Consider the following 19,635-nt stretch of genomic DNA (forward strand, 5'->3'; position numbering starts at 1 on the left):
CCTCCCTGTGGTGGTGGCGAGGCGCCGCTGGGCTCAGTTTAGCGCAAAAAGGCCGTTGCGGCCCGCTCTTTCGGCGCGCCTCAGGCGCCGGCGGCGATCTGCCGCAGCGCCTGCTCGAAGACCTCCGGGCTCTGCCCGCCGGAAATCAGGTGGCGCTCGTTGATGATAATCGCCGGCACCGCGCTGATGCCCTGCTGGCGGTAGAAGCGCTGCTGCGCCCGCACTTCGTCGGCGTAGGCGCCCGAGGCCAGCACCTGCGCGGCGGCGGCGCCGTCCAGGCCGACCTGGCGCGCCAGCGCCATTAGCAACTCGGGCGAGGACGGGTTGCCACCGAGCGTGAAGTAGGCCTCGAACAACGCCTGCTTCAACGCCGGCTGGCGCCCTTCCAGGCCGGCCCAGTGCAGCAGGCGGTGGGCGTCGAAGGTGTTGTAGATGCGCGTGCGCTGGCCCATCTCGAAGACGAAGCCGAGCTCGGCGCCGCGGGCGCGGATCGCCTCGCGCGCCTGCGCCATCCGCTCGGCACCGTAGCCGTACTTCTCGGCGATGTGCTCGGCCAGGTCCTGGCCCTCGGCGCCCATGTCGGGGTTCAGCTCGAAGGGCTGGAAATGGATTTGCGCCTCGACCACGCCGTCGAGGCGCGCCAGCGCCTGTTCCAGCGACTTCAGGCCGATCACGCACCACGGGCAGGAAACGTCTGAAACGAAATCGATTTTGATCGGGATGTTCATCATGGGCCTTGGTCGGGAAGCGCCGCGCGGCGCGGCAATCGAAACCAACAGATAGTACCGCTTTGATCAAAATCAAGGGGCCGCGCCGAGCAGGCCGACCACGCCAACGAAGCGCTGGGAACGTTCGAGGCCGCAGCGTATTTCGCTGATCCTGATGGGCTACGGCAACCGGCGCCGCCTAAAGATCTGCGCCGCGCCCGCGTGTTTCGCTATACCCGGGCTTTACTGCTTCTTGCCAGCCTTGGCGGCGTCTTTCTTGCTGCCGATGCGGCTTTCCTTGCCGGCCAGCAGATTGCTGATGTTGGCGCTGTGGCGCCACGCCAGCAGCGCGCTCATCGCCGCCACCGCGAACAATTGCGGCTCGACGCCGAACAGCAGGCCGTAGTAGAACGGCGCGAACAGCGCCGCCGCCAACGCCGCCAGCGACGAGTAGCGGAAGGCGTAGGCGATCACCAGCCAGGTCACCAGCGTGGCCAGGCCGAGTATCGGGTTCAGGCCGAGCAGCACGCCCAGCTCGGTCGCCACGCCCTTGCCGCCGACGAAGCGCGAAAACACCGGCCACAGGTGGCCGAGGAACACCGCGATGGCCACCAGCGCGACGGCCAGGTCGCCCACGCCCAGTTGCACCTGGTAGTGGCTGGCCAGGAACACCGCCAGCCAGCCCTTGGCGCCGTCGCCCAGCAGGGTTAGCGCGGCGGCCGCCTTGTTGCCGCTGCGCAGCACGTTGGTCGCGCCCGGATTCTTCGAGCCGTAGGTGCGCGGGTCGGCCAGGCCGAACAACTTGCTGGTCACGACGGCAAACGAAATTGAGCCGAGCAAATACGCGGCCACCGTCATCAATACTGTATTCATCTGATCCCTCTTGTTTTTTCAACCCGGGCCCATCCGCCGGGGCCGCTGAATATACACCATGGCGTGGCCGCGCCAAAACTTTTCAGTCGGCCAGCGCGCACTGCACCGGCTTGGCGCCGAGCAAATCGAGCAGCGCCCGCGGCGCCAGGCCGACCAGGTAGCCGCGCCGCCCGCCATTGATATAAATCTTTTCTAGCCGCAGGATGCTATCCTCGACGTATACCGGCAAGGCCTTGCGTGTGCCGAACGGCGAGGTGCCGCCGATCTGGTAGCCGGAATGGCGCTGCGCCACCTCGGGCTTGCACGGTTCGACCGACTTGCAGCCGATGGCCCGCGCCAGGTTCTTGGTCGAGACCTTGCAGTTGCCGTGCATCAGCACGATCAGCGGCTTGGCGGCCTCGTCCTGCATTACCAGGGTCTTGACGACCGCGTACTCGGGCACGCCCAGCTCGCGCGCCGAGACCGCCGTGCCGCCGCGCTCCTCGTAGGCATACGGGTGTTCGCTGAAGCCGACCTGGTGTTTGCGCAGCATGTGCGTCGCCTGGGTCTCTGAAACGTGCTCTTTTTTAGCCATGCGTGATACGCTGATCGTTCAATGAGGAGTTTCTAATTATGCAGCAAGAAATTCGCCTTGCCACCTTCAATGTCTGCAACCTGGCGCCGCCCGGCGCCAAATTGTACGACAACCTGGAGCCGCTGTCGGTGGAGCAATACCAGGCCAAGGTCGACTGGACCGCGGACCAGCTCGACCAGCTCGACGCCGACGTCATCGGCCTGCAAGAGATTTTCTCGCCGCTGGTGTTGCGCGACGTGCTCGCGCGCAGCCGCCGCTACCGCGACGCGCAGCACGCCTGCGCGGCGCCCGACCCGGCCGCCGAGCGCCTCACGCCCGGCGTGGCGCTGGTGTCGCGGCTGCCGCTGGCGGCGCCGGTGGCGTTTCGCGCCGACTTCCCCGACGGCGTGGCGATGCCGCCCGGCAGCCGCGACGCCGACCGCTTCGCGCGCGCCCCGCTGCACGCCCAGATCGCCCTGCCGCACGGCCCCACGCTCGACGTCGTCGTGGTGCACCTGAAGTCGCGCCGCCCCGACTACCGCAACGGCGACTGCGGCGACGACCCGCTGCAGGTGGCCATGGCCAACCTGCGCTCGCTGATACGCCGCGGCACCGAGGCGGTGGCGCTGCGGGTGCTGCTGGCCGGGCTGGCGCGCGACGGCGGCCGCCGCCCGCGGGTGGTGCTGGGCGACTTCAACGACGTCGCCGACGCCGTCACCACCAGCATCGTGCTGGGCGGCGCCTGCTGCGAGCCGGGCCGGGAGCCGGCCGGGCGCCTGTACGACAGCCAGCGCATCCAGGCGTGCCAGGGCGGCCTGCGCCACCTCGGCTACAGCAACATCCACGACGGCCAGGCCATGACGATCGACCATATCCTGGTGTCGGAGGAGTTCAACCCGGCGTCGCGCAACGCCATCGGCGAGGTGCTCGAGGTGACGTACCTGAACGACCACTTGCGGCAGGCGCTGCCGCAAGCGTCGGACCACGGCCAGGTGCTGGCGCGCATCCGCCTGTACGGCGCGCGCGACGGCGCCAACTAGGCGCGCCGGCCGGCGTGAACGCGCCGGGGTCAGCGCATCAGTTTGCCCAGCTCGGCCGCCAGCACCGCGGAACTGGCGTAAAAGCCCTGGTACTGGTCGCAGCCCTGGCCGCGCAGGAACGCCAGTTGCTCGGCCGTTTCCACCCCTTCGGCGATCACCTTCAGCTTGAGCCCCTTGGCCATGGCGATGATGGTGGTGACGACGCTGGCGTCGTCCGGGTCGCTTTTCATGGCGCCGAGGAAGGACTGGTCGATTTTCAGCTTGTCGATCGGGTAGTGGCGCAGCTGGCCGAGGCGCGAGTAGCCGGTGCCGAAGTCGTCGATGGTCAGCTTGACGCCGAGCCGGCGCAGCGCCGCCAGGATCTCGACGGCCTTGGCGCCGCCCTTCATGATCACCGCCTCCGTCACCTCCAGCTCCAGCAGCGCCGGCGCCAGCCCGCCCGCCCGCAGCGCCTCGGCCACGCTCAGCGCCAGGTCGCGGTGCATGAACTGGCTGGCCGACAGGTTCACCGCCACCACCAGCGGGTGGCCGCCGTCGTGCCAGCGGCGCGCCTCGGCGCAAGCCTGGCGCAGCACCCAGTCGCCGATCGGCACCATCAGGCCGCACTCCTCGGCCACGCCGACGAAGCGCTCCGGCTTGAGCAGGCCCAACTGCGGATGGCGCCAGCGGATCAGCGCCTCGGCGCCGACCATGGCGCCGCTGGCGATGTCGATCTCGGGCTGGTATTCGAGGATGAACTCGCCCCGCGCGATGGCCTGGCGCAAGCCGTTCTCGAAGCTGACGCGTTCGACGATTTGCGCGTTCATCTCGGCGTTGAAGAACTGGTAGCCGTTGCGCCCGCCCTCCTTGGCGTGGTACATGGCGATGTCGGCGTTTTTCACCAGCGTGTCGATGTCGCCGCCGTCGCTGGGGAAGATGCTGACGCCGATCGAGGTCGAGATGTACAGCTCGTGGCCGTCGATCTGGTAGGGCTGGCTGACCGCGTGCTGGACGCTGGCGGCGACGTGCGCGGCCTGGTCGACGCCGCCCAGGTCGGCCAGGATGATGACGAACTCGTCGCCGCCCTGGCGGCTGACGGTGTCGACCCCGCGCACGCACTTGATCAGGCGGCGCGCCACCTCCTTGAGCAGCAGGTCGCCGACCCGGTGGCCCATGGTGTCGTTGATGTTCTTGAAGTGGTCGAGGTCGAGGAACAGGGTCGCCAGCATGCTGTGCTTGCGCCGCGCCGCCGCCAGCGCCAGGCTGAGGCGGTCGAGCAGCAGCACCCGGTTCGGCAGGTCGGTCAGGAAGTCGTGCTCGGCCAGGTGGCGGGTGTGCGCCTCCGACTTCTTGCGCTCGGTGATATCGGAGACGATGCCCATGTAGTTGCTGACGGCGCCGGCGCTGTCGCGGATCGCCGTCAGCGACAGCCAGGCCGGATACCGCTGGCCGTTCTTGCGCTTGCCCTCGATTTCGCCCTGCCAGTGCTCGCTGGCGGCCAGCCCGGCCCAGACCTGCTGGAAGAAGGCCTGCTCGTCGGCGCCGGCGCGCTGCACGCGAAAGCGCCGCCCCAGCATCTCGTGGGCGTCGAAGCCGGTGACGTCGAGGTAGGCGCGGTTGACCGCCACCACGCGCCGCTCGGCGTCGGTGACCAGGATGGCGTCGCGGGCGTTCTCGAACACCTGCGCCGCCAGGTGCAGCGAGCGCTCGGCCGCCTTGCGCGCCGATATGTCGCGGATCACCGCGTAAAACAGGTAGCTGTGGTCGTAGGTGATCGAGGTCAGCAGTACCTCGGCCCAGAACACCGCGCCGTCGCAGCGCCGGTAGCGCCAGTCGAAACGGCAGTTGCCGTTCTGGTGGGCGCGCTCGGCGAACTGGGCCTCCAGCGTCAACGAATCGCCGCCGTCGGGCTGCAGCAGCGGCGAGAAGTCGCACAGCACCCGCCCGGCCATGCGTCCCTTGTCGTGACAGTGGAACAGCGCCACCGCGGCCGGGTTGACGTCGACGATGCGCACCCCCTCGAGCAGCACGATGGCGTCCGACGACTTCTCGAACAACTGGCGGAAATTGTCGCCGGCGGCGCGCAGCGCGTCCTCCTGCCGGCGCCGCGCGCTGACGTCGATCTCGACGCAATACACCTGCTGCAGCACGCCGCCGCGAAACACCGGAAACAGGCTGGCGTAGATCCACAGCAGGCGCCCGGCGGCGCTGCGCACCTGCCAGTCGCGCGCCGGCTGCGCCTGGCCGCTGCGCCAGACCTGCTCGACGGCGGCGGCGAACTCGCCGTCCTGCTCGCCGTGCGACAGCAGGCTGGCGTCAGGGCGGCCCAGCGCCAGCGCCGCCGGGGTGCCGTACAGCTCGGCGCAACCGCCGCTCCAGTAGCGCACCGCGCCGCCGCGGTCGACGCTGCGTACCGCCAGGATCGGGCTGCGGTCGATCGCCGTCACCAGGCCCGACAGCAATTCCAGCGCGTCCTGCGCCGTCCCGGCGCCCACCTCTGTCCCGGCGCCCACCCCTGTGCCGGCGCCCGCCGCCGCGTCGCCGTCCGGCGCCGGACCTGTTTCAAGAATCGGATCGGACACCGAACACCCCCGCGGCAAGCGGCCGCCGCGGCCGGGAAAGCCGGCCGCGCAACCATCTACGCCATTCTTGCGCCGCCGTCAAAACAGCCCTTGCGTTCCCTCAACGATGGCGGCGGCATGACTCCGTAAAACAACTTTCATTGCCGCATGACAATTCCATGCGGGTGCGCCGGCGCGCGCGGGCATGCCGGCCAGCCCGCCATTTCGACGTTCCAGGTCGGCAAACGGACGTTTTATCGCTTTGTCATTGCCAGCAACATTGCGCAATAGTAAAGTGCATCACACACGCCGCTGTGGGCCGCCGCCACGCCCTCCCCCCGCTCCACCCCTTAGCCCGAAGAAGACCACGATGAGCATCGACACCCCCTCCCCCGCCCCCGTCCGGGTTCGACGCTGGCGCGCGCCGGCGCTGGCCCTGCTGGCGCTGGCCGCGGCCGGCGCCGGCTGGGCCGCGCTGCAGGCGCGGGCGACGCCGCCGCCGGCCGCCGCCAAGGCCGCCCCCGCCGCCGTGGTGCACGAGCTGGCGCGCGACGACGTCGCGGCGGTCGCCGCGGGCGCGCTGAGCCTGACGCTGCCGCTGTCGGGTTCGCTGGTGCCGCTGCACCAGGCCACCGTCAAGGCCAAGGTCTCCGGCCAAGTCACCGAGGCGGCGCCGCGCGAGGGCGCGGCGGTGGCCGCCGGCCAGGTGCTGGCGCGGCTCGACGACGCCGAGCCGCGCGCCCGCCTGGCGCAGCAGCAGGCCGCGCTCGACGAGGCGACGGCGCGCCTGTCGCTGGCGACCAGGCACGAGGCCAAGCACCTGACGCTGCTGCAACAACAGTACATTTCGCAAAGCGCCTACGACGCCGCGCAAAACGCCGTCGAACTGGCGCGCGCCGGGGTCCAGGCCGCCGCCGCGCAACGCCAGATGGCGCGCATCGCGCTGGCCGACAGCGTGATCCGCGCGCCGCTGGCCGGCATCGTCAGCCGCCGCCACGTCCAGCCGGGCGAGAAGCTGGCGCCCGACATGCCGGTCTACAGCATCGTCGACCTGTCCCGGCTGACGCTGGAGGCGCAGGTGCCGGCCGCCGAGATCCCGCGCGTCAAGGTCGGCCAGCCGGTGCGTTTCCAGGTCGACGGCTTCGGCGGGCGCGCCTTCGCCGGCGCGGTCGCGCGCATCAACCCGAGCGCCGAGGCCGGCTCGCGGGCGATGCTGGTCTACATCGCCGTCGACAACGCCGACGGCGCGCTGCGCGGCGGCATGTTCGCCAAGGGCGGCATCGTCACCGAGCACGCCGCCGTCGCGCCGCTGCTGCCGCTGGCGGCGCTGCGCGGCACGGCCGCCGCGCCGCTGGTCTACGCCATCGAGGACGGCCAGGTGGTGGCGCGCGCCGTCACGCTGGGGCTGCGCGACGACGACCAGGGTTACGCCGCCGTCAGCGCCGGCCTGGCGGCGGGCGCCAGCGTCATCGTCAGCCGGCTCGACGGCGTCAAGCCGGGCCAGCGCGTCATTTTCGCCGCGCCGGCCGCGCCGGCGCCAAAGGGCTGAGCCATGTGGATCACCAAAACCAGTATTCACAACCCGGTCTTCGCCACCATGGTCATGGTGGCGCTGGTGGTGCTCGGGGTGTTCTCCTACCGCGGCCTGGGCGTCGAGAGCATGCCCAACGTCACGCTGCCGTTCGCCTGGGTCGAGACCAACTACCCGGGCGCCTCGCCCGAGGCGGTCGAGAACGACATCACCCGCCCGCTCGAGGACGTCATCAACACCGTCAGCGGCGTCAAGACGCTGCGTTCGAACTCGTGGGAGGGGCGCAGCGGCATTTCGCTGGAATTCGCGCTGTCGACGAATATGGACAAGGCCATGCAGGAGCTGCGCGACAAGGTCGCGCTGGTGCGCCCGCAGTTCCCGAAGGAGGCCAAGGAGCCGTTCATCGCCCGCGCCGAGGGCGACAATGAACGGCCGATCGCCGAACTGGTTCTGACCTCGGACACGCGCGCGCTGCGCGAACTGTCGACGCTGGCCGAGCAGCTCATCGTCAAGCGCTTCCAGGGCGTGGCCGGGGTCGGCCAGGTCAAGCTGAGCGGCACCAGCACGCGGCAAATCCTGGTCAACCTGAAGCCCGACGAAATGCAGGCGCACGGCGTCGGCGTCGACGAGCTGCTGCGGGCGATCCAGGAAACCAACCGCAACCTGCCCGCCGGCAACATCAGCTACGGCGCCAGCGACCAGTTGGTGCGGGTCGAGGGCCGCATCAAGGACGCGCGCGGCTTCGGCCGCATCATCGTCGCGCGCCGCGCCGGCGCCGTGGTCTACCTCGAACAGCTGGCCGACATCGTCGACGGCGAGCGCGAGCAAACCTCGATCTCGCGCGTCGACGGCCAGCCCGGCATCACGCTGCGCATCACCAAGGTACAGGACGCCAACGTGGTCGAAGTCGGCGCCGGCGTGCAGCGCGTCGCCGCCGAGCTGCGCGCCGCGCTGCCGGCCGGCGTCGTGCTGCGCCTCGTCGACGACGAGTCGCAGCGCGTGCAAAACCAGCTCGACAACGTCAAGCGCACCATCGTCGAGGGCGCGCTGCTGACCATGCTGATCGTCTTCCTGTTCCTGCACTCGTGGCGCAGCACCGTCATCACCGGCCTGACGCTGCCGATCTCGGTGCTGGCCAGCTTCATCGCCATGAAGGCGTTCGGCTTCACGCTCAACTTCCTGACCTTGATGGCGCTGTCGCTGTGCATCGGCCTGCTGATCGACGACGCCATCGTGGTGCGCGAAAACATCGTGCGCCACCTCGGCATGGGCAAGAACCACTACCGGGCGGCCAACGACGGCACCAACGAGATCGGCCTGGCGGTGATGGCGACGACCTTCGCCATCGTCGCCGTGTTCGTGCCGGTGGCCTTCATGAAGGGCGTCATCGGCCGCTTCTTCCTGCAGTTCGGCATCACCGTCGCGGTCGCCGTGCTGGTCTCGCTGTTCGTCAGCTTCACGCTCGACCCGATGCTGTCGTCGGTATGGCGCGACCCGGCCCGCGACCGTTTCAAATACCTGCCGCGGCTGGGCCGCCTGATGGCGCGCATCGAGCGCGGCATCGACCGCCTGCACCTGTGGTACGGCCGGGTGCTGGGGCTGGCGCTGTGCTGGCGCAAGGCCACGCTGGCGCTGGCCGCGGGGCTGTTCGCCGCCAGCCTGGCGCTGCTGCCGCTGATCGGCGCCGAGATGTTCCCCGAGACCGACCAGGGTTGGATCAACCTGCACTTCAAGACCCCGGTCGGCTCCAGCCTCGCCTACACCGACGGCAAGGTGCGCCAGGTCGAGGCGGCGCTGCGCGCCTTCCCCGAGATCGACAGCGTGATCGCCACCGTCGGCACCGAGGACGGCCGCAACACGGCGCGCGTCGACCTCAAGTTAAGCGACGTCAACGCCACCCGGCGGCGCCCGCAAAAGGCGCTGGAAGCGCTGATCCGCGCGCGCCTGCTGCCGGTCGCCGGCATCACGCTGTCGGTCGGCGACAAGCCGATCTTCATCGCCATCCTCGGCACCGACGAGGCCAAGCTGGAACAGGTGGCGCGGCGCCTGATGGCGCAGATGCGCGCGATCAAGGGCGTGACCGACCTGGAGTACAGCCAGGAGGGCGCGACGCCGTCGACGACGCTGAAGATCAAGCACGAGCTGGCCAGCGACCTGGGCCTGACGCCGGCGCAAATCGGCGGCGCGCTGCGGCCCTTCGTTGCCGGCGACACCGTCAGCCACTGGCTCGCCGGCGACGGCCAGAACTACGAGGTCAACGTGCAGTTGCCGAAGTCGGGCCGGCAAAAGGTGGCCGACCTGGGCGCGCTGACGCTGGTGTCGGGCCAGGTTGGCGCCGACGGCAAGGCGCTGATGGTGCCGCTGCGCCAGGTGGTCGAGTTCGTGCCCTCGTCGAGCCCGCAGGTACTCAAGCGCCAGGCGCTGCAGCGCCGCGTGGCGATTTACGCCGGCGTCGAGGGCCGGCCCGGCGGCGACGTCGACGCCGACGTCAAAAAGGCCATGGACGGCATCGCCCTGCCGGCCGGCGTGCGCTTCGACGTCGGCGGCCAGGCCCAGGAAATGCAGGAAACCATGGCCGGCGCCGCCGCCGCGCTGGGCATCGCGGTGATCTTCATCTACCTGGTGCTGGCGTCGCAGTTCGGCAGCTTCCTGCAGCCGATCGCCATCATGGTGTCGCTGCCGCTGTCGCTGATCGGCGTGCTGCTGGCGCTGCTGGCGACGGGCAGCACGCTGAACATCTTCTCGGTGATCGGCGTCATCATGCTGATGGGCCTGGTGACCAAGAACGCCATCCTGCTGGTCGACTTCACCAACCACGGCCAGCGCGACGGCAAGAGCCAACGCCAGGCCATCCTCGACGCCGGCCAGGTGCGCCTGCGGCCCATCCTGATGACGACGCTGGCGATGCTCTTCGGCATGCTGCCGATGGCCATCGGCGCCGGCGACGGCGGCGAGTCGCAGGCGCCGATGGGGCGCGCGGTGATCGGCGGCGTGATCACCTCGACCCTGCTGACGCTGGTGGTGGTGCCGGTGGCCTACTCCTACCTGGACGACCTGGGCCGACGCGCGGCGCGCTGGTTCGGCGCCGGGCAAGAGCATGCCGACGACGTGGCGGAGGAAGAGAAGGAGAAGGTCGCCGAAGCGGCGTAGGCAAGGAGAAACGCCAAGCGCGAACGCAAAAGCGGCTTCCAATGAAGCCGCTTTTTTTGTGCCCTCGAAGCCGAATGGCCAAGGGGCCGCCGCCCGCTTTCAAACCGGCGGCGTCAAACCGGGGTCAGGCCCCCGGGCGCCAAGGCGGGAAGGCCTGCCCCCGGCCCTGCGCCGCCGGCTTTTGCTGGCGCCGGCGGCGGGTAGCCCGGCTTATTCCGGCTGCGCCGGCGCGTCGGCGGGCTCGTCGGCCTCGTCGGCGTCGTCTTCGCCCGGCGTGCCGTCAGCCGGCTTCGGGTTGTTCTTCGCTTCCAGCTTGCGCTTGGCTTTTTCGTCGGCTTTCTTCTTTTTTTCTAATTCTTTTTGCCGTTTTTCGTACTGGAAATTTGTCTTTGCCATTTACAACCTCTATTCAATTTGATGGTACAAGCGAGTGCATACCGCACATTATGACCCAGATATGACAAATGCAAATATTTCAGCCCCGCGGATGATGTTGCGCATGCAGCAGTTTGAGTCGTTCGCGCGCCACATGGGTGTAGATTTGCGTCGTTGAAATATCCGAGTGCCCCAGCAGCAACTGCACCACGCGCAGGTCGGCGCCATGGTTCAGCAAATGCGTGGCGAAGGCGTGGCGCAGCGTGTGCGGCGACAGCGGCGCCGTGATCTCGGCCTTGAGCGCGTGCTTCTTGATCAAGACCCAGAACATCTGCCGCGTCATCGGACCGCCGCGCGCCGTCACGAACAGCGCGTCGTCGACCTGGCCGTCGAGGATCACGCCGCGGGCGTCGCGCAGGTAGCGCTCGATCCAGCGCCGGGCCTGCTCGCCGAACGGCACCAGGCGCGTCTTGCCGCCCTTGCCGGTGACGCGCAGCACGCCGTCGTTCAAGCTCATCTCCACCGATTTCAGCGCCACCAGCTCCGACACCCGCAAGCCGCTGGCGTACATCAGCTCAAGCATGGTGCGCTCGCGCAGGCCGAGCGGCGTGGCGACGTCGGGCGCGCCCAGCAGCGCCTCGACCTGGGCCTCGCTGAGGGTGTGCACGAAGCGCGTCGGCTGCTTGGCCGAGGCCATGTTCAGGCAGGGGTCGACGCGGATGCGCTTGTGCCGCAGCGCCATCTGGTAGAAGCGCTTGAGCACCGACAGGCGCCGGTTCGACGAACTGGCCTTGGTGTCCTCGTGGCGCGCGGCGAAATAGGCGTCGATGTCGGCGCTGGCGACGGCCAGCAGGTCGGCCACGCCGGGGCGCGCCAGCTCCAGCCAGCGGGCGAACAGGCGCAGGTCGCGCCGGTAGGCGTCCAGCGAGTTTTTCGACAAGCCGTCCTCCAGCCACAGGCTGTCGCAGAACTCGTCGATCAGCGCGGCGCTGCCGGCCGCCTCCACCGCGGCGTCGTCGCGCGCCATCAGCGATAACCCGCCGCCGCCTCGTGGCGCAGCAGCCAGCGCTTGACGCCGAGGTGGAAGCCGTTGGCGTCGTCGTGGTTGGAGAAGCCGCCCAGGCCGCCCGCCGCCGTCACCCGGTGGCAGGGCACGACCAGCGGGTACCAGTTGGCGCCGCAAGCCTGGCCGACCGCGCGCGCGGCCGAGCCGATATGCTTGGCGACCTGGCCGTAGGTGCGCACCTCGCCGCGCGGAATCGCCGCGATGGCGTCCCACACGCGTTGCTGGAAGGCGCTGCCGGCCGGCGCCAGCGGCAGCGCGAAACGGAAGTCGGGATCGCCGCAGTAGCGGGCGATCTGCTCGGCGGCCAGCGCCGACACCGGATCGGCGGCGTCCTTCTCGGCGAAGTGCGGCGGCAGGTAGACCAGCTCGCACACCCGCCCGGCCTCGCTGCGGATGCCCATGGCGCCGAACGGCGCGGCCACGATGGCCGAAAAGAACTCGCTACCCTGTTGTTTTTTCATCACGCCAGTTTACTCCATTGTGGCGGAATTGCCACCCGTGGCGGACCGGCAAGGCCCGCCGCGGTCGCCAAGGCCGAAACAAGGGACGAAAAATAGACGAAAAAAAACGCACCTTGCGGTGCGCTTCAAAATCTTCCTCACGTTTCCGGCCGTTTGGGACCCGCCGTAGCTAGCTTGTGGCAGCTTGCAGCGATGACTCCAACAGCATTCTGTAAAACGTGTGTCTCCTCAATATATCTCCGGTATCGATACCGTTCTTATATACACTCCCCACCAACCGTACTGCGTGTTCTTGCCGCCGGGGTCGCATCGGCCAAGATAGCAACTTGTCCATCAAGTTGCGTATAAGCTTATGTTCTGCATCCCCGAAAAGTTGCCCATCATAGCGTACTTAATAAGCGATATCGCATTTTTTTTGCGGCAAGGCGCCTTCAATCCCCCTACTTGTAAATTAAATTCGGCAGCCACAGGGAAATCTGTGGTAAATAAGTCACAAGTAGCAAAAAGCCCAGCATCGTCAGCAGCCACGGCATCACCGCCACGGTCAGCTCGGAAATACCCATCTTGGTGATGCCCGAGGCCACGTAGAGATTCAAGCCGACCGGCGGATGGCACATGCCGACCTCCATGTTGACGACGATCAAAATGCCGAAATGGACAGGGTCGATGCCCAGCTTCATCGCCACCGGGAACAGGATGGGCGCCATGATCAGCACGATCGACGACGGTTCCATCACATTACCGGCCAACAAGAGCAACACGTTTACCACCAGCAGGAAGCTGATCACGCCCAAGCCCTTGCCGGTGATCCACTCGGCCATCGCCTGCGGAATGTTTTCGCTGGTCATCAGGAACGAGAACAGCACCGCGTTGGTGATGATGTAGAGCAGCATCGCCGACATCGCCGCCGAGTCGAGCAAGACCTTGCCGACCTGTTTGACCTTCAAGTCCTTGTAGACGAAGACGGCGATGATGAAGGCGTACACCGCCGCCATCGCCGCCGCCTCGGTGGCGGTGAACACGCCGGAATAGATGCCGCCCATGACGATGACGATCAGCAGCAGCCCCCAGGCGCTCTTCTTGAAGGTAACGAAGCGCTCGCCCCAGCTGGCTTTCGGCATGCGCGGGTAGTTGTGCTTGCGCGCCAAATACCAGGTGGTCAGGCCCAGCAGGAAGGCCAGCATCAGGCCCGGCACCACGCCGGCCATGAACAGCGCGCCCACCGAGGTGCCGGTGCTGACCGAGTACATCACCATGACGATCGACGGCGGGATCAGGATGCCCAGCGCGCCCGAGGTGGTGATGACGCCGGCGCCGAAGCCGCGCGGGTAGCCCTGCTTGACCATCGCCGGCAGGATGATCGAGCCGATCGCCACCACCGTCGCCGGGCTCGAACCGGACACCGCGGCGAACAGCGCGCAAGCCATCACGCCGGCCAGCGCCAGGCCGCCGTGCCAGTGGCCGACCATCGAGCTGGCGAAGTTGATCATGCGCCGCGCCACCCCGCCGTGGGTGAGGAAGTTGCCGGCCAGGATGAAGAACGGGATCGCCATGATCTCGAACTTCTCGATGCCGGTGAAGATCTTCAACGCCACCGATTCGATCGGCACCGTCGTCATCGTGAACAGGAAGGTCAGCACCGTCAGGCCGAGCGAGATCGAGATCGGCATGCCGGTCAGCATCAAGGTCAGCAGCAGGACGAAAATAATCAGCGCGTTCATGCCTTGGCTCCTTTGCCTTCGGCGGCCAGCTCTTCGTCGAGCCCTTCGACGAAGGAGTGGTCGTGTTTCGGCAGGCTGCCGGTTTTGAGGAACTGTACCGTCACTTGCAGGAAGCGGAAGCACATCAGGTAGGAACCCAGCGGCACGGCCAGGTAGACTATCCACATCGGCAACTCCAGGTCAGCCGAGGTCTGGTCGGTGTGGCTCATTTCCCAAACGAAGGAGGCGCCGAGGGTGCCGACGATGCCGGTAAACAGCGCGCCCGAGAGCAGGCCCAGCACCACGAACCTGCGGTGCCACTCGGGCCGCATGCGGTTGATCAGCACGTCGACGCCGACGTGGATGCCGGTGCGCACGCCATACGCGGCGCCGAACTTGGCCATCCAGACGAACATATAGATGCACAGCTCCTGGGCCCAGCTGGTGTTCATTTGAATCAGGTAGTCTTGCACCACCGGTATCGGCAGGCCGGACAGGTAGCGGTGCACCACGGCGATGAAGATGATGACGGTGGCCGCGCCCATCAGGGACGCGATCAGCCACTCTTCCAGGTGGTCGAGGTATTTCATGATGGATGGCTTTCAAAAAGGGCGGGCGCGCCGGGCCGGCGCGCCGGGGGACGACCCGGAACCGGGTGGCCGGATTACTTCGCGCTTTCCTTGTTGATGGCGGCGAGCAGCTCCCTGCCGATGCGCCCTTCCATTTGCTTTTGCACCGGCGCCAGCACGCGGCGCCACTCGGCCTGTTCCTGCACGCTGAGCGCGTAGATTTGCGTCTTGCCGGCCTTCTTGATGGCGTCCATGGCCAGGTCGTTGTCGCGCTGGGCGATGGCCTTCTCAAACGTGGTCGCCTCCTTCATCGCCTTTTCCAGCTGACCGCGCACGTCGGCCGGCAAGCCGTCCCAGAACTTCTTGTTGACGATCACGGCGTAGCCGAGGTAGCCGTGGTTCGACACCGTCAGGTGCTTTTGCACCTCGTGCATTTTCTGCGTGTACATGTTCGACGGCGGGTTCTCGGTGCCGTCGACAACGCCGGTCTGCAACGCCTGGTAGACCTCGGAGAAGGCCAGCACCTGCGGGTTGGCGCCCAGCGTGCGCATCTGCGCGTCGAGCACCTTGGACGACTGGATGCGCATTTTCATGCCCTTGAAGTCGGCCGGCACGCGCAAGGGCTTGTTAGCCGACATGACCTTGAAGCCGTTGTCCCAGTAGGCCAGGCCGGTGATGCCCTTCGGCTCCAGCTTTTTCAGCAAGCTCTTGCCGATCTCGCCCTCGGTGACGTTGTACAGCGCGGTCTTGTTGGGAAAGATGAACGGCAGGTCGAAGGCCTCGAACTCCTTCACCCCCAGCGGGCCGAACTTGGCCAGCGACGGCGCCAGCATCTGCACCGCGCCCAGTTGCAGCGCTTCCAGCTCTTCCTTGTCCTTGTACAGCTGGCTGTTCGGGTACAACTCGACCTTGACGCGGCCGTTGGTGGCCTTCTCGGCCAGTTGCTTGAAGCGTTCGGCGGCCTGGCCCTTCGGCGTGTCGGTGGCCACGACATGGCTGAACTTGATGACGATCGGTGCCTGCGCGTAGACGTCGATGCTCATTGCCGCGCACAGCGCGACCAGCAGGAATTTCAATTTCATGGTGTCTCCGGTTGGGTGAAAAAAAACTTTTATTCTAAGAGTTTCGCTGATACTGTCTGACAGTCGGCCGCGCCGCCACTGTGGAAAACCACAATAGCGCGCGATCCACAAAGCGCTACCCTGTTGCGATGATAAATCCGTTTCCGCTCGCGCGCCGCGCACAATTGACCGGCCACCTGCGCTGGTTGTTGCCGGTCGTACTGCTGCTGTTCTTCCTGGCGATCCTGTTCTGGCTGCCGTGGCAGGCGCGCCAGATGGAAAGCAACGAGCGCCAGGAGCAACTGATCGCCGACACCCTGTGGGTCGAGCAGACCATCCGTTTCCAGCTGGCGCGCAACGAAGAGGCGCTGGCCGGCCTGGGCGCCGACATCGGCGCCGGCCGGCTCGACGCCGACGCCGTGCGCGCGCGCCTGCGCCAGTTACTGAAAAACAGCCACGAACTGCAGCGCGTGCTGTGGCTCGACGAGCGCGGCCGGCCGGCCGGTTCGAGCGAGGCCAGCCCGCCGGCGCCGGTGCCGGTGCCGTTCGGCGCCGCCTCGGCCGCCGCCGCCGAGCATGCGCGCCGCGCCCGCAGCGGCCAATACAGCCAGCCGGCGCCGCCGCCGCGCCAGCCCGGCGCCGCGCCGGCCGCGGCGCTGATGGATTACCACCTGCCGCTGTTGCGCGACGGCCGCTACCTCGGCAGCCTGGTCGCCACCTACCGCGTCGACGGCCTGCTCGACGAGATGGTGCCGTGGTGGTTCGCCCAGGACAACCAGATCACCCTGATCGACCGCGACGACCAGACGCTGGCGCGGCGCGCCGCCGCCGGCCCGGGCCGCGGCGTCTACACCCACAAGCGCGCGCTCGACCTGCCGGGCGCCTCCGTGACGCTGTTTACCGACAGCGTCAAGAGCGAACCGCGGCTGCTGCCTAACCTGCTGGTGGGGTCGGTGATCGCGCTCTCGCTGGGACTGCTGTGGAGCCTGCACGCGCTGTGGCGCCACATTTCGCGCCGGCTCGCCGCCGAGGGCGCGCTGCGCCAGCAGATGTCGTTTCGCACGGCGATGGAAAACTCGCTGGTGACGGGCCTGCGCGCGCGCGACCTGGAGGGCCGCGTCACCTACGTCAACCCGGCCTTCTGCCAGATCGTCGGCTACCCGGAGCATGAGCTGGTGGGCAAGCTGCCGCCGATGCCGTACTGGGCGCCGGAGGCGATGGCCGACTACCAGCGGCGCTTCGCCGGCGTGCTGGCCGGCACCATCACGCCTCAGTTCGAGACCATCTTCCAGCGCCGCGACGGCGCCCGCGTGCCGGTGCTCATTTTCGAGGCGCCGCTGGTCGACAACGAAGGGCGGCAAACCGGGTGGATGGGGTCGATCCTCGACATTTCGGACCGCAAGCGGATCGAGGAGCTCAACCGGCAGCAGCAGGAAAAGCTGCAGACCAGCGCGCGCCTGGCAACGATGGGCGAAATCGCCTCGATGCTGGCGCACGAATTGAACCAGCCGCTGGCGGCGATTTCCAGCTACACCACCGGCGCGCTGAACCTGCTCGAACGCGCCGACGGCGCCGGCCGGGGGCTCGACAGCGCGCTGCTGAAACCGGCCCTGGAACAGGCCAGCGCGCAGGCGCAAAGAGCCGGCCAGATCATACGCAGCGTGCATGAGTTCGTCAAGAAACGGGACACCGAACGGCAGCGGCTGGCGATCGCCGCGCTGCTTGAAGGCATCGCAGCGCTGATCGAGCTGCAGGCGCGCCAGTTCTACGTGGTGGTGCAAACGCGCATCCCGGCCGGCCTGCCGCCGGTGCGCGCCGACCGCGTAATGATCGAGCAGGTGCTGCTGAACCTGACCCGCAACGGCATCGAGGCGATGCAGCACGTCGCCCCGGAGCGGCGCGTGATGCGCATCGAGGCGCGCTACGACGCCGCCCTGGCGCAGGTGGCGCTGGCCGTCATCGACCAGGGCCACGGCATCGCCGCCGACGTCGCCGAGCGCTTGTTCTCGCCGTTCTTCTCGACCAAGGCCGAGGGCATGGGCATGGGCTTGAACATCTGCCGCACCGCCATCGAATTCCACGGCGGCACCCTGAGCCACGCCGCCAACCCGGACGGCGGCACCATCTTCACCTTCGCGCTGCCGGCGGCGCGCGAGCACTAGGAGTTTTGCCATGCTGCATATTGTCGACGATGAAGAAGTGGTGCGCGCCTCGCTATCCTGGCTGGCCGGCTCGCGCGGCATCGCCGCCTGCACCTACACCAGCGCGCGCGCCTTCCTGGACGGCGCAGGCGGCCAGTTCGACCCGCTCGGCGACTGCGTGCTGCTGGACGTGCGCATGCCCGACATGAACGGCGTGGCGGTGTTCGACCAGCTGGTGCGGCTGGGGCTGGCGCAGCGCCTGCCGGTGATCTTCCTGACCGGCCACGGCGACGTGCCGATGGCGGTCGACAGCCTCAAGCGCGGCGCCTTCGACTTTTTCGAGAAGCCGTTCAACGACAACGCCCTGATGGACCGGGTCGAGCAGGGCCTGGCCGGCGCGCGCCAGGCCGGCGAACTGGCGGCGGTGCACGCGCGCCTGGCGACGCTGTCGGCGCGCGAACGCGAAGTGCTGGAACTGATCCTGGCCGGCAAAATGAACAAGGTGGTGGCCGACAAGCTGGGCATCAGCATGCGCACGGTCGAGGTGCACCGCGCCAACATCTTCGACAAGATGCACGTCAAGACCGCCGTCGAACTGGCCGGGTTGTTGAAGTAGGCCGGGACGCCGACCTATCGACCGCCGCGGACGTGTCGGGTTACGCCGCGCTAGGCCGTCCTACAAATGAGGTTTCGGCGGGCCGCGGTTCAGCGGTGGCGCGCCAGCGCCCATTCGACGTGCTCGCGCACCAGCGCCGAGGCGTCGCCGCGGCGCGACTCCAGCGCGGCGACAATCGCCGGCGCGCCCTTGGCCTGTTCGGCGGCGTTGCCCATGCCGACGGCCAGGTTGCGCAACCAGCGCTGGTGGCCGATGCGGCGCACCGCGCTGCCCTCCATGCGCTTGTTGAACTCGTCCTCGGTCCAGGCGAACAGCTCGACCATCGAGGCCCGGCCCAGGCCGTGGCGCTCGTCGAAGTCGGGCAGCAGCGCGCGCTGGGCGAACTTGTTCCACGGGCAGGCGGTCTGGCAATCGTCGCAGCCGTAGACGCGGTTGCCGATCAGCGGGCGCAGCTCGACCGGGATGCTGTCCTTCAGCTCGATCGTCAGGTAGGAGATGCAGCGGCGCGCGTCGACCCGCCCCGGCCCGAGGATGGCCCGGGTCGGGCACACCGTGATGCAGGCCTGGCACTGGCCGCAGTGCGGCGTCTCCGGCGCGTCCACCGGCAGCGCCAGGTCGACCAAAATTTCGCCGAGGAAGAAGAAGGAGCCGCCCTGGCGGTTGATCAACAGCGTGTGCTTGCCGCGCCAGCCCAGGCCGGCCTTCTCGGCCAGCGCCGCCTCCAGCACCGGCGCCGAGTCGGTGAAGACGCGAAAGCCGAACTCGCCGGCGACGCCGCGGATGCGCTCGGCCAACTGCTGCAGGCGCGCGCGCATCACCTTGTGGTAGTCGCGGCCGCGGGCGTACACCGAGACCACGGCGGCGCCCGGCTCGGCCAGGCGCGCCGCCTCGGCCGCGCGCCAGTCCGGCGCCAGCGCCGCCGGCAGGTAGTCCATGCGCGCGCAGATGGCGCGCACCGTGCCGGGCACCAGTTCGGCCGGACGGGCGCGCTTCATGCCGTGGCTTGCCATATAATCCATGTCGCCGTGGAAACCGGCGTCCAGCCAGGCTTGCAGGCCGGCCTCGCAGTGCGCCAGGTCGACGTCGGCGATGCGCACTTCGGCGAAGCCCAGCTGCGTCCCCCAGCTTTTGATGGTGCGCGCCAGGTCGGCTAAATCGGTTTGGTTGGCAGGCATGCTCGGACTTCGGTTTCACTCGCGGTTACAATGGGCAAGGCCGCAACCGCGGACACCCGGACAATTAGACGACATTC

At 68.0% G+C, this 19,635-nt stretch carries 16 protein-coding genes; 5 read left to right on the top strand and 11 right to left on the bottom strand.

Annotation, left to right across the window (positions count from 1 at the left end; genetic code table 11):
* Nucleotides 1-80: 80 nt before the first annotated feature.
* The 3 genes from JANGC3_RS0114580 to JANGC3_RS0114590 all read right to left on the bottom strand — a co-directional run bounded on the left by JANGC3_RS0114580 (nt 81) and on the right by JANGC3_RS0114590 (nt 2,154).
* The gene (locus JANGC3_RS0114580; RefSeq protein ID WP_026132994.1) at nt 81-728 is read right to left on the bottom strand and encodes a DsbA family oxidoreductase; all 648 of its coding nucleotides are present in this window, start codon (nt 726-728) and stop codon (nt 81-83) included.
* Between the two features lie 222 nt (nt 729-950).
* Entirely contained in the window at nt 951-1,580 is a 630-nt protein-coding gene (plsY, locus tag JANGC3_RS0114585) for a glycerol-3-phosphate 1-O-acyltransferase PlsY (protein ID WP_026132995.1), read from the bottom strand.
* Between the two features lie 82 nt (nt 1,581-1,662).
* Nucleotides 1,663-2,154: an aminoacyl-tRNA deacylase gene (locus tag JANGC3_RS0114590; RefSeq protein WP_026132996.1), complete on the bottom strand. Its 492-nt coding sequence runs from the start codon at nt 2,152-2,154 to the stop codon at nt 1,663-1,665.
* Nucleotides 2,155-2,192: 38 nt separating this feature from the next.
* Here JANGC3_RS0114590 and JANGC3_RS0114595 point away from each other — a divergent pair, with 38 nt between their 5' ends.
* The gene (locus JANGC3_RS0114595) at nt 2,193-3,173 is read left to right on the top strand and encodes an endonuclease/exonuclease/phosphatase family protein (RefSeq protein ID WP_017877228.1); all 981 of its coding nucleotides are present in this window, start codon (nt 2,193-2,195) and stop codon (nt 3,171-3,173) included.
* Between the two features lie 29 nt (nt 3,174-3,202).
* Here JANGC3_RS0114595 and JANGC3_RS0114600 read toward each other — a convergent pair whose 3' ends face one another.
* Nucleotides 3,203-5,734, bottom strand: coding sequence for a sensor domain-containing protein (locus JANGC3_RS0114600; protein ID WP_017877229.1), 2,532 nt, complete (start codon nt 5,732-5,734; stop codon nt 3,203-3,205).
* Nucleotides 5,735-6,083: 349 nt separating this feature from the next.
* On the opposite strand from JANGC3_RS0114600, the gene JANGC3_RS0114605 reads away from it, so the two are divergent.
* A complete protein-coding gene (locus JANGC3_RS0114605; protein WP_017877230.1) occupies nt 6,084-7,262 on the top strand; it encodes an efflux RND transporter periplasmic adaptor subunit in 1,179 nt (392 codons plus the stop codon).
* Between the two features lie 3 nt (nt 7,263-7,265).
* Complete coding sequence (locus JANGC3_RS0114610) at nt 7,266-10,394, top strand: efflux RND transporter permease subunit (protein WP_017877231.1); 3,129 nt, start codon at nt 7,266-7,268, stop codon at nt 10,392-10,394.
* Nucleotides 10,395-10,604: 210 nt separating this feature from the next.
* Here JANGC3_RS0114610 and JANGC3_RS0114615 read toward each other — a convergent pair whose 3' ends face one another.
* The 6 genes from JANGC3_RS0114615 to JANGC3_RS0114640 all read right to left on the bottom strand — a co-directional run bounded on the left by JANGC3_RS0114615 (nt 10,605) and on the right by JANGC3_RS0114640 (nt 15,647).
* Nucleotides 10,605-10,790, bottom strand: a complete 186-nt coding sequence (locus tag JANGC3_RS0114615) for a hypothetical protein (protein ID WP_017877232.1) — start codon at nt 10,788-10,790, stop codon at nt 10,605-10,607.
* Nucleotides 10,791-10,869: 79 nt separating this feature from the next.
* Nucleotides 10,870-11,796 carry a site-specific tyrosine recombinase XerD gene (gene xerD, locus JANGC3_RS0114620; RefSeq protein WP_017877233.1) on the bottom strand — a complete coding sequence of 309 codons (927 nt, stop codon included), beginning with the start codon at nt 11,794-11,796 and terminating at the stop codon, nt 10,870-10,872.
* Entirely contained in the window at nt 11,796-12,296 is a 501-nt protein-coding gene (locus JANGC3_RS0114625) for a methylated-DNA--[protein]-cysteine S-methyltransferase (protein WP_017877234.1), read from the bottom strand. The genes xerD and JANGC3_RS0114625 overlap by 1 nt, the downstream gene beginning before the upstream one ends.
* 440 nt (nt 12,297-12,736) lie before the next feature.
* Nucleotides 12,737-14,017: a TRAP transporter large permease gene (locus tag JANGC3_RS0114630; protein WP_017877235.1), complete on the bottom strand. Its 1,281-nt coding sequence runs from the start codon at nt 14,015-14,017 to the stop codon at nt 12,737-12,739.
* Nucleotides 14,014-14,586 carry a TRAP transporter small permease gene (locus JANGC3_RS0114635; protein ID WP_017877236.1) on the bottom strand — a complete coding sequence of 191 codons (573 nt, stop codon included), beginning with the start codon at nt 14,584-14,586 and terminating at the stop codon, nt 14,014-14,016. The genes JANGC3_RS0114630 and JANGC3_RS0114635 overlap by 4 nt, the downstream gene beginning before the upstream one ends.
* 74 nt (nt 14,587-14,660) lie before the next feature.
* Nucleotides 14,661-15,647: a TRAP transporter substrate-binding protein gene (locus JANGC3_RS0114640; protein ID WP_017877237.1), complete on the bottom strand. Its 987-nt coding sequence runs from the start codon at nt 15,645-15,647 to the stop codon at nt 14,661-14,663.
* A 128-nt stretch (nt 15,648-15,775) separates the two neighbouring features.
* Between JANGC3_RS0114640 and JANGC3_RS0114645 the strand changes: the two genes are divergently transcribed.
* The gene (locus JANGC3_RS0114645) at nt 15,776-17,788 is read left to right on the top strand and encodes a two-component system sensor histidine kinase NtrB (RefSeq protein WP_017877238.1); all 2,013 of its coding nucleotides are present in this window, start codon (nt 15,776-15,778) and stop codon (nt 17,786-17,788) included.
* 10 nt (nt 17,789-17,798) lie between these two features.
* Entirely contained in the window at nt 17,799-18,383 is a 585-nt protein-coding gene (locus tag JANGC3_RS0114650; protein WP_017877239.1) for a response regulator transcription factor, read from the top strand.
* Nucleotides 18,384-18,472: 89 nt separating this feature from the next.
* Here the strand turns inward: JANGC3_RS0114650 and queG are convergent, their stop codons facing one another.
* Complete coding sequence (queG, locus tag JANGC3_RS0114655; RefSeq protein WP_017877240.1) at nt 18,473-19,558, bottom strand: tRNA epoxyqueuosine(34) reductase QueG; 1,086 nt, start codon at nt 19,556-19,558, stop codon at nt 18,473-18,475.
* Nucleotides 19,559-19,635 lie beyond the last annotated feature (77 nt).

This window comes from Janthinobacterium sp. CG3 (assembly GCF_000344615.1).
Lineage (GTDB): Bacteria > Pseudomonadota > Gammaproteobacteria > Burkholderiales > Burkholderiaceae_D > Janthinobacterium.

Excerpts from the sequence above, each read along its gene's own strand:
- JANGC3_RS0114580 (WP_026132994.1), bottom strand. The coding sequence starts at position 728 with ATGAACATCCCGATCAAAATCGATTTCGTTTCAGACGTTTCCTGCCCG.
- plsY (WP_026132995.1), bottom strand. The coding sequence starts at position 1,580 with ATGAATACAGTATTGATGACGGTGGCCGCGTATTTGCTCGGCTCAATT.
- JANGC3_RS0114590 (WP_026132996.1), bottom strand. The coding sequence starts at position 2,154 with ATGGCTAAAAAAGAGCACGTTTCAGAGACCCAGGCGACGCACATGCTG.
- JANGC3_RS0114595 (WP_017877228.1), top strand. The coding sequence starts at position 2,193 with ATGCAGCAAGAAATTCGCCTTGCCACCTTCAATGTCTGCAACCTGGCG.
- JANGC3_RS0114605 (WP_017877230.1), top strand. The coding sequence starts at position 6,084 with ATGAGCATCGACACCCCCTCCCCCGCCCCCGTCCGGGTTCGACGCTGG.
- JANGC3_RS0114610 (WP_017877231.1), top strand. The coding sequence starts at position 7,266 with ATGTGGATCACCAAAACCAGTATTCACAACCCGGTCTTCGCCACCATG.
- JANGC3_RS0114615 (WP_017877232.1), bottom strand. The coding sequence starts at position 10,790 with ATGGCAAAGACAAATTTCCAGTACGAAAAACGGCAAAAAGAATTAGAA.
- xerD (WP_017877233.1), bottom strand. The coding sequence starts at position 11,796 with ATGGCGCGCGACGACGCCGCGGTGGAGGCGGCCGGCAGCGCCGCGCTG.
- JANGC3_RS0114625 (WP_017877234.1), bottom strand. The coding sequence starts at position 12,296 with ATGAAAAAACAACAGGGTAGCGAGTTCTTTTCGGCCATCGTGGCCGCG.
- JANGC3_RS0114630 (WP_017877235.1), bottom strand. The coding sequence starts at position 14,017 with ATGAACGCGCTGATTATTTTCGTCCTGCTGCTGACCTTGATGCTGACC.
- JANGC3_RS0114635 (WP_017877236.1), bottom strand. The coding sequence starts at position 14,586 with ATGAAATACCTCGACCACCTGGAAGAGTGGCTGATCGCGTCCCTGATG.
- JANGC3_RS0114640 (WP_017877237.1), bottom strand. The coding sequence starts at position 15,647 with ATGAAATTGAAATTCCTGCTGGTCGCGCTGTGCGCGGCAATGAGCATC.
- JANGC3_RS0114645 (WP_017877238.1), top strand. The coding sequence starts at position 15,776 with ATGATAAATCCGTTTCCGCTCGCGCGCCGCGCACAATTGACCGGCCAC.
- JANGC3_RS0114650 (WP_017877239.1), top strand. The coding sequence starts at position 17,799 with ATGCTGCATATTGTCGACGATGAAGAAGTGGTGCGCGCCTCGCTATCC.
- queG (WP_017877240.1), bottom strand. The coding sequence starts at position 19,558 with ATGCCTGCCAACCAAACCGATTTAGCCGACCTGGCGCGCACCATCAAA.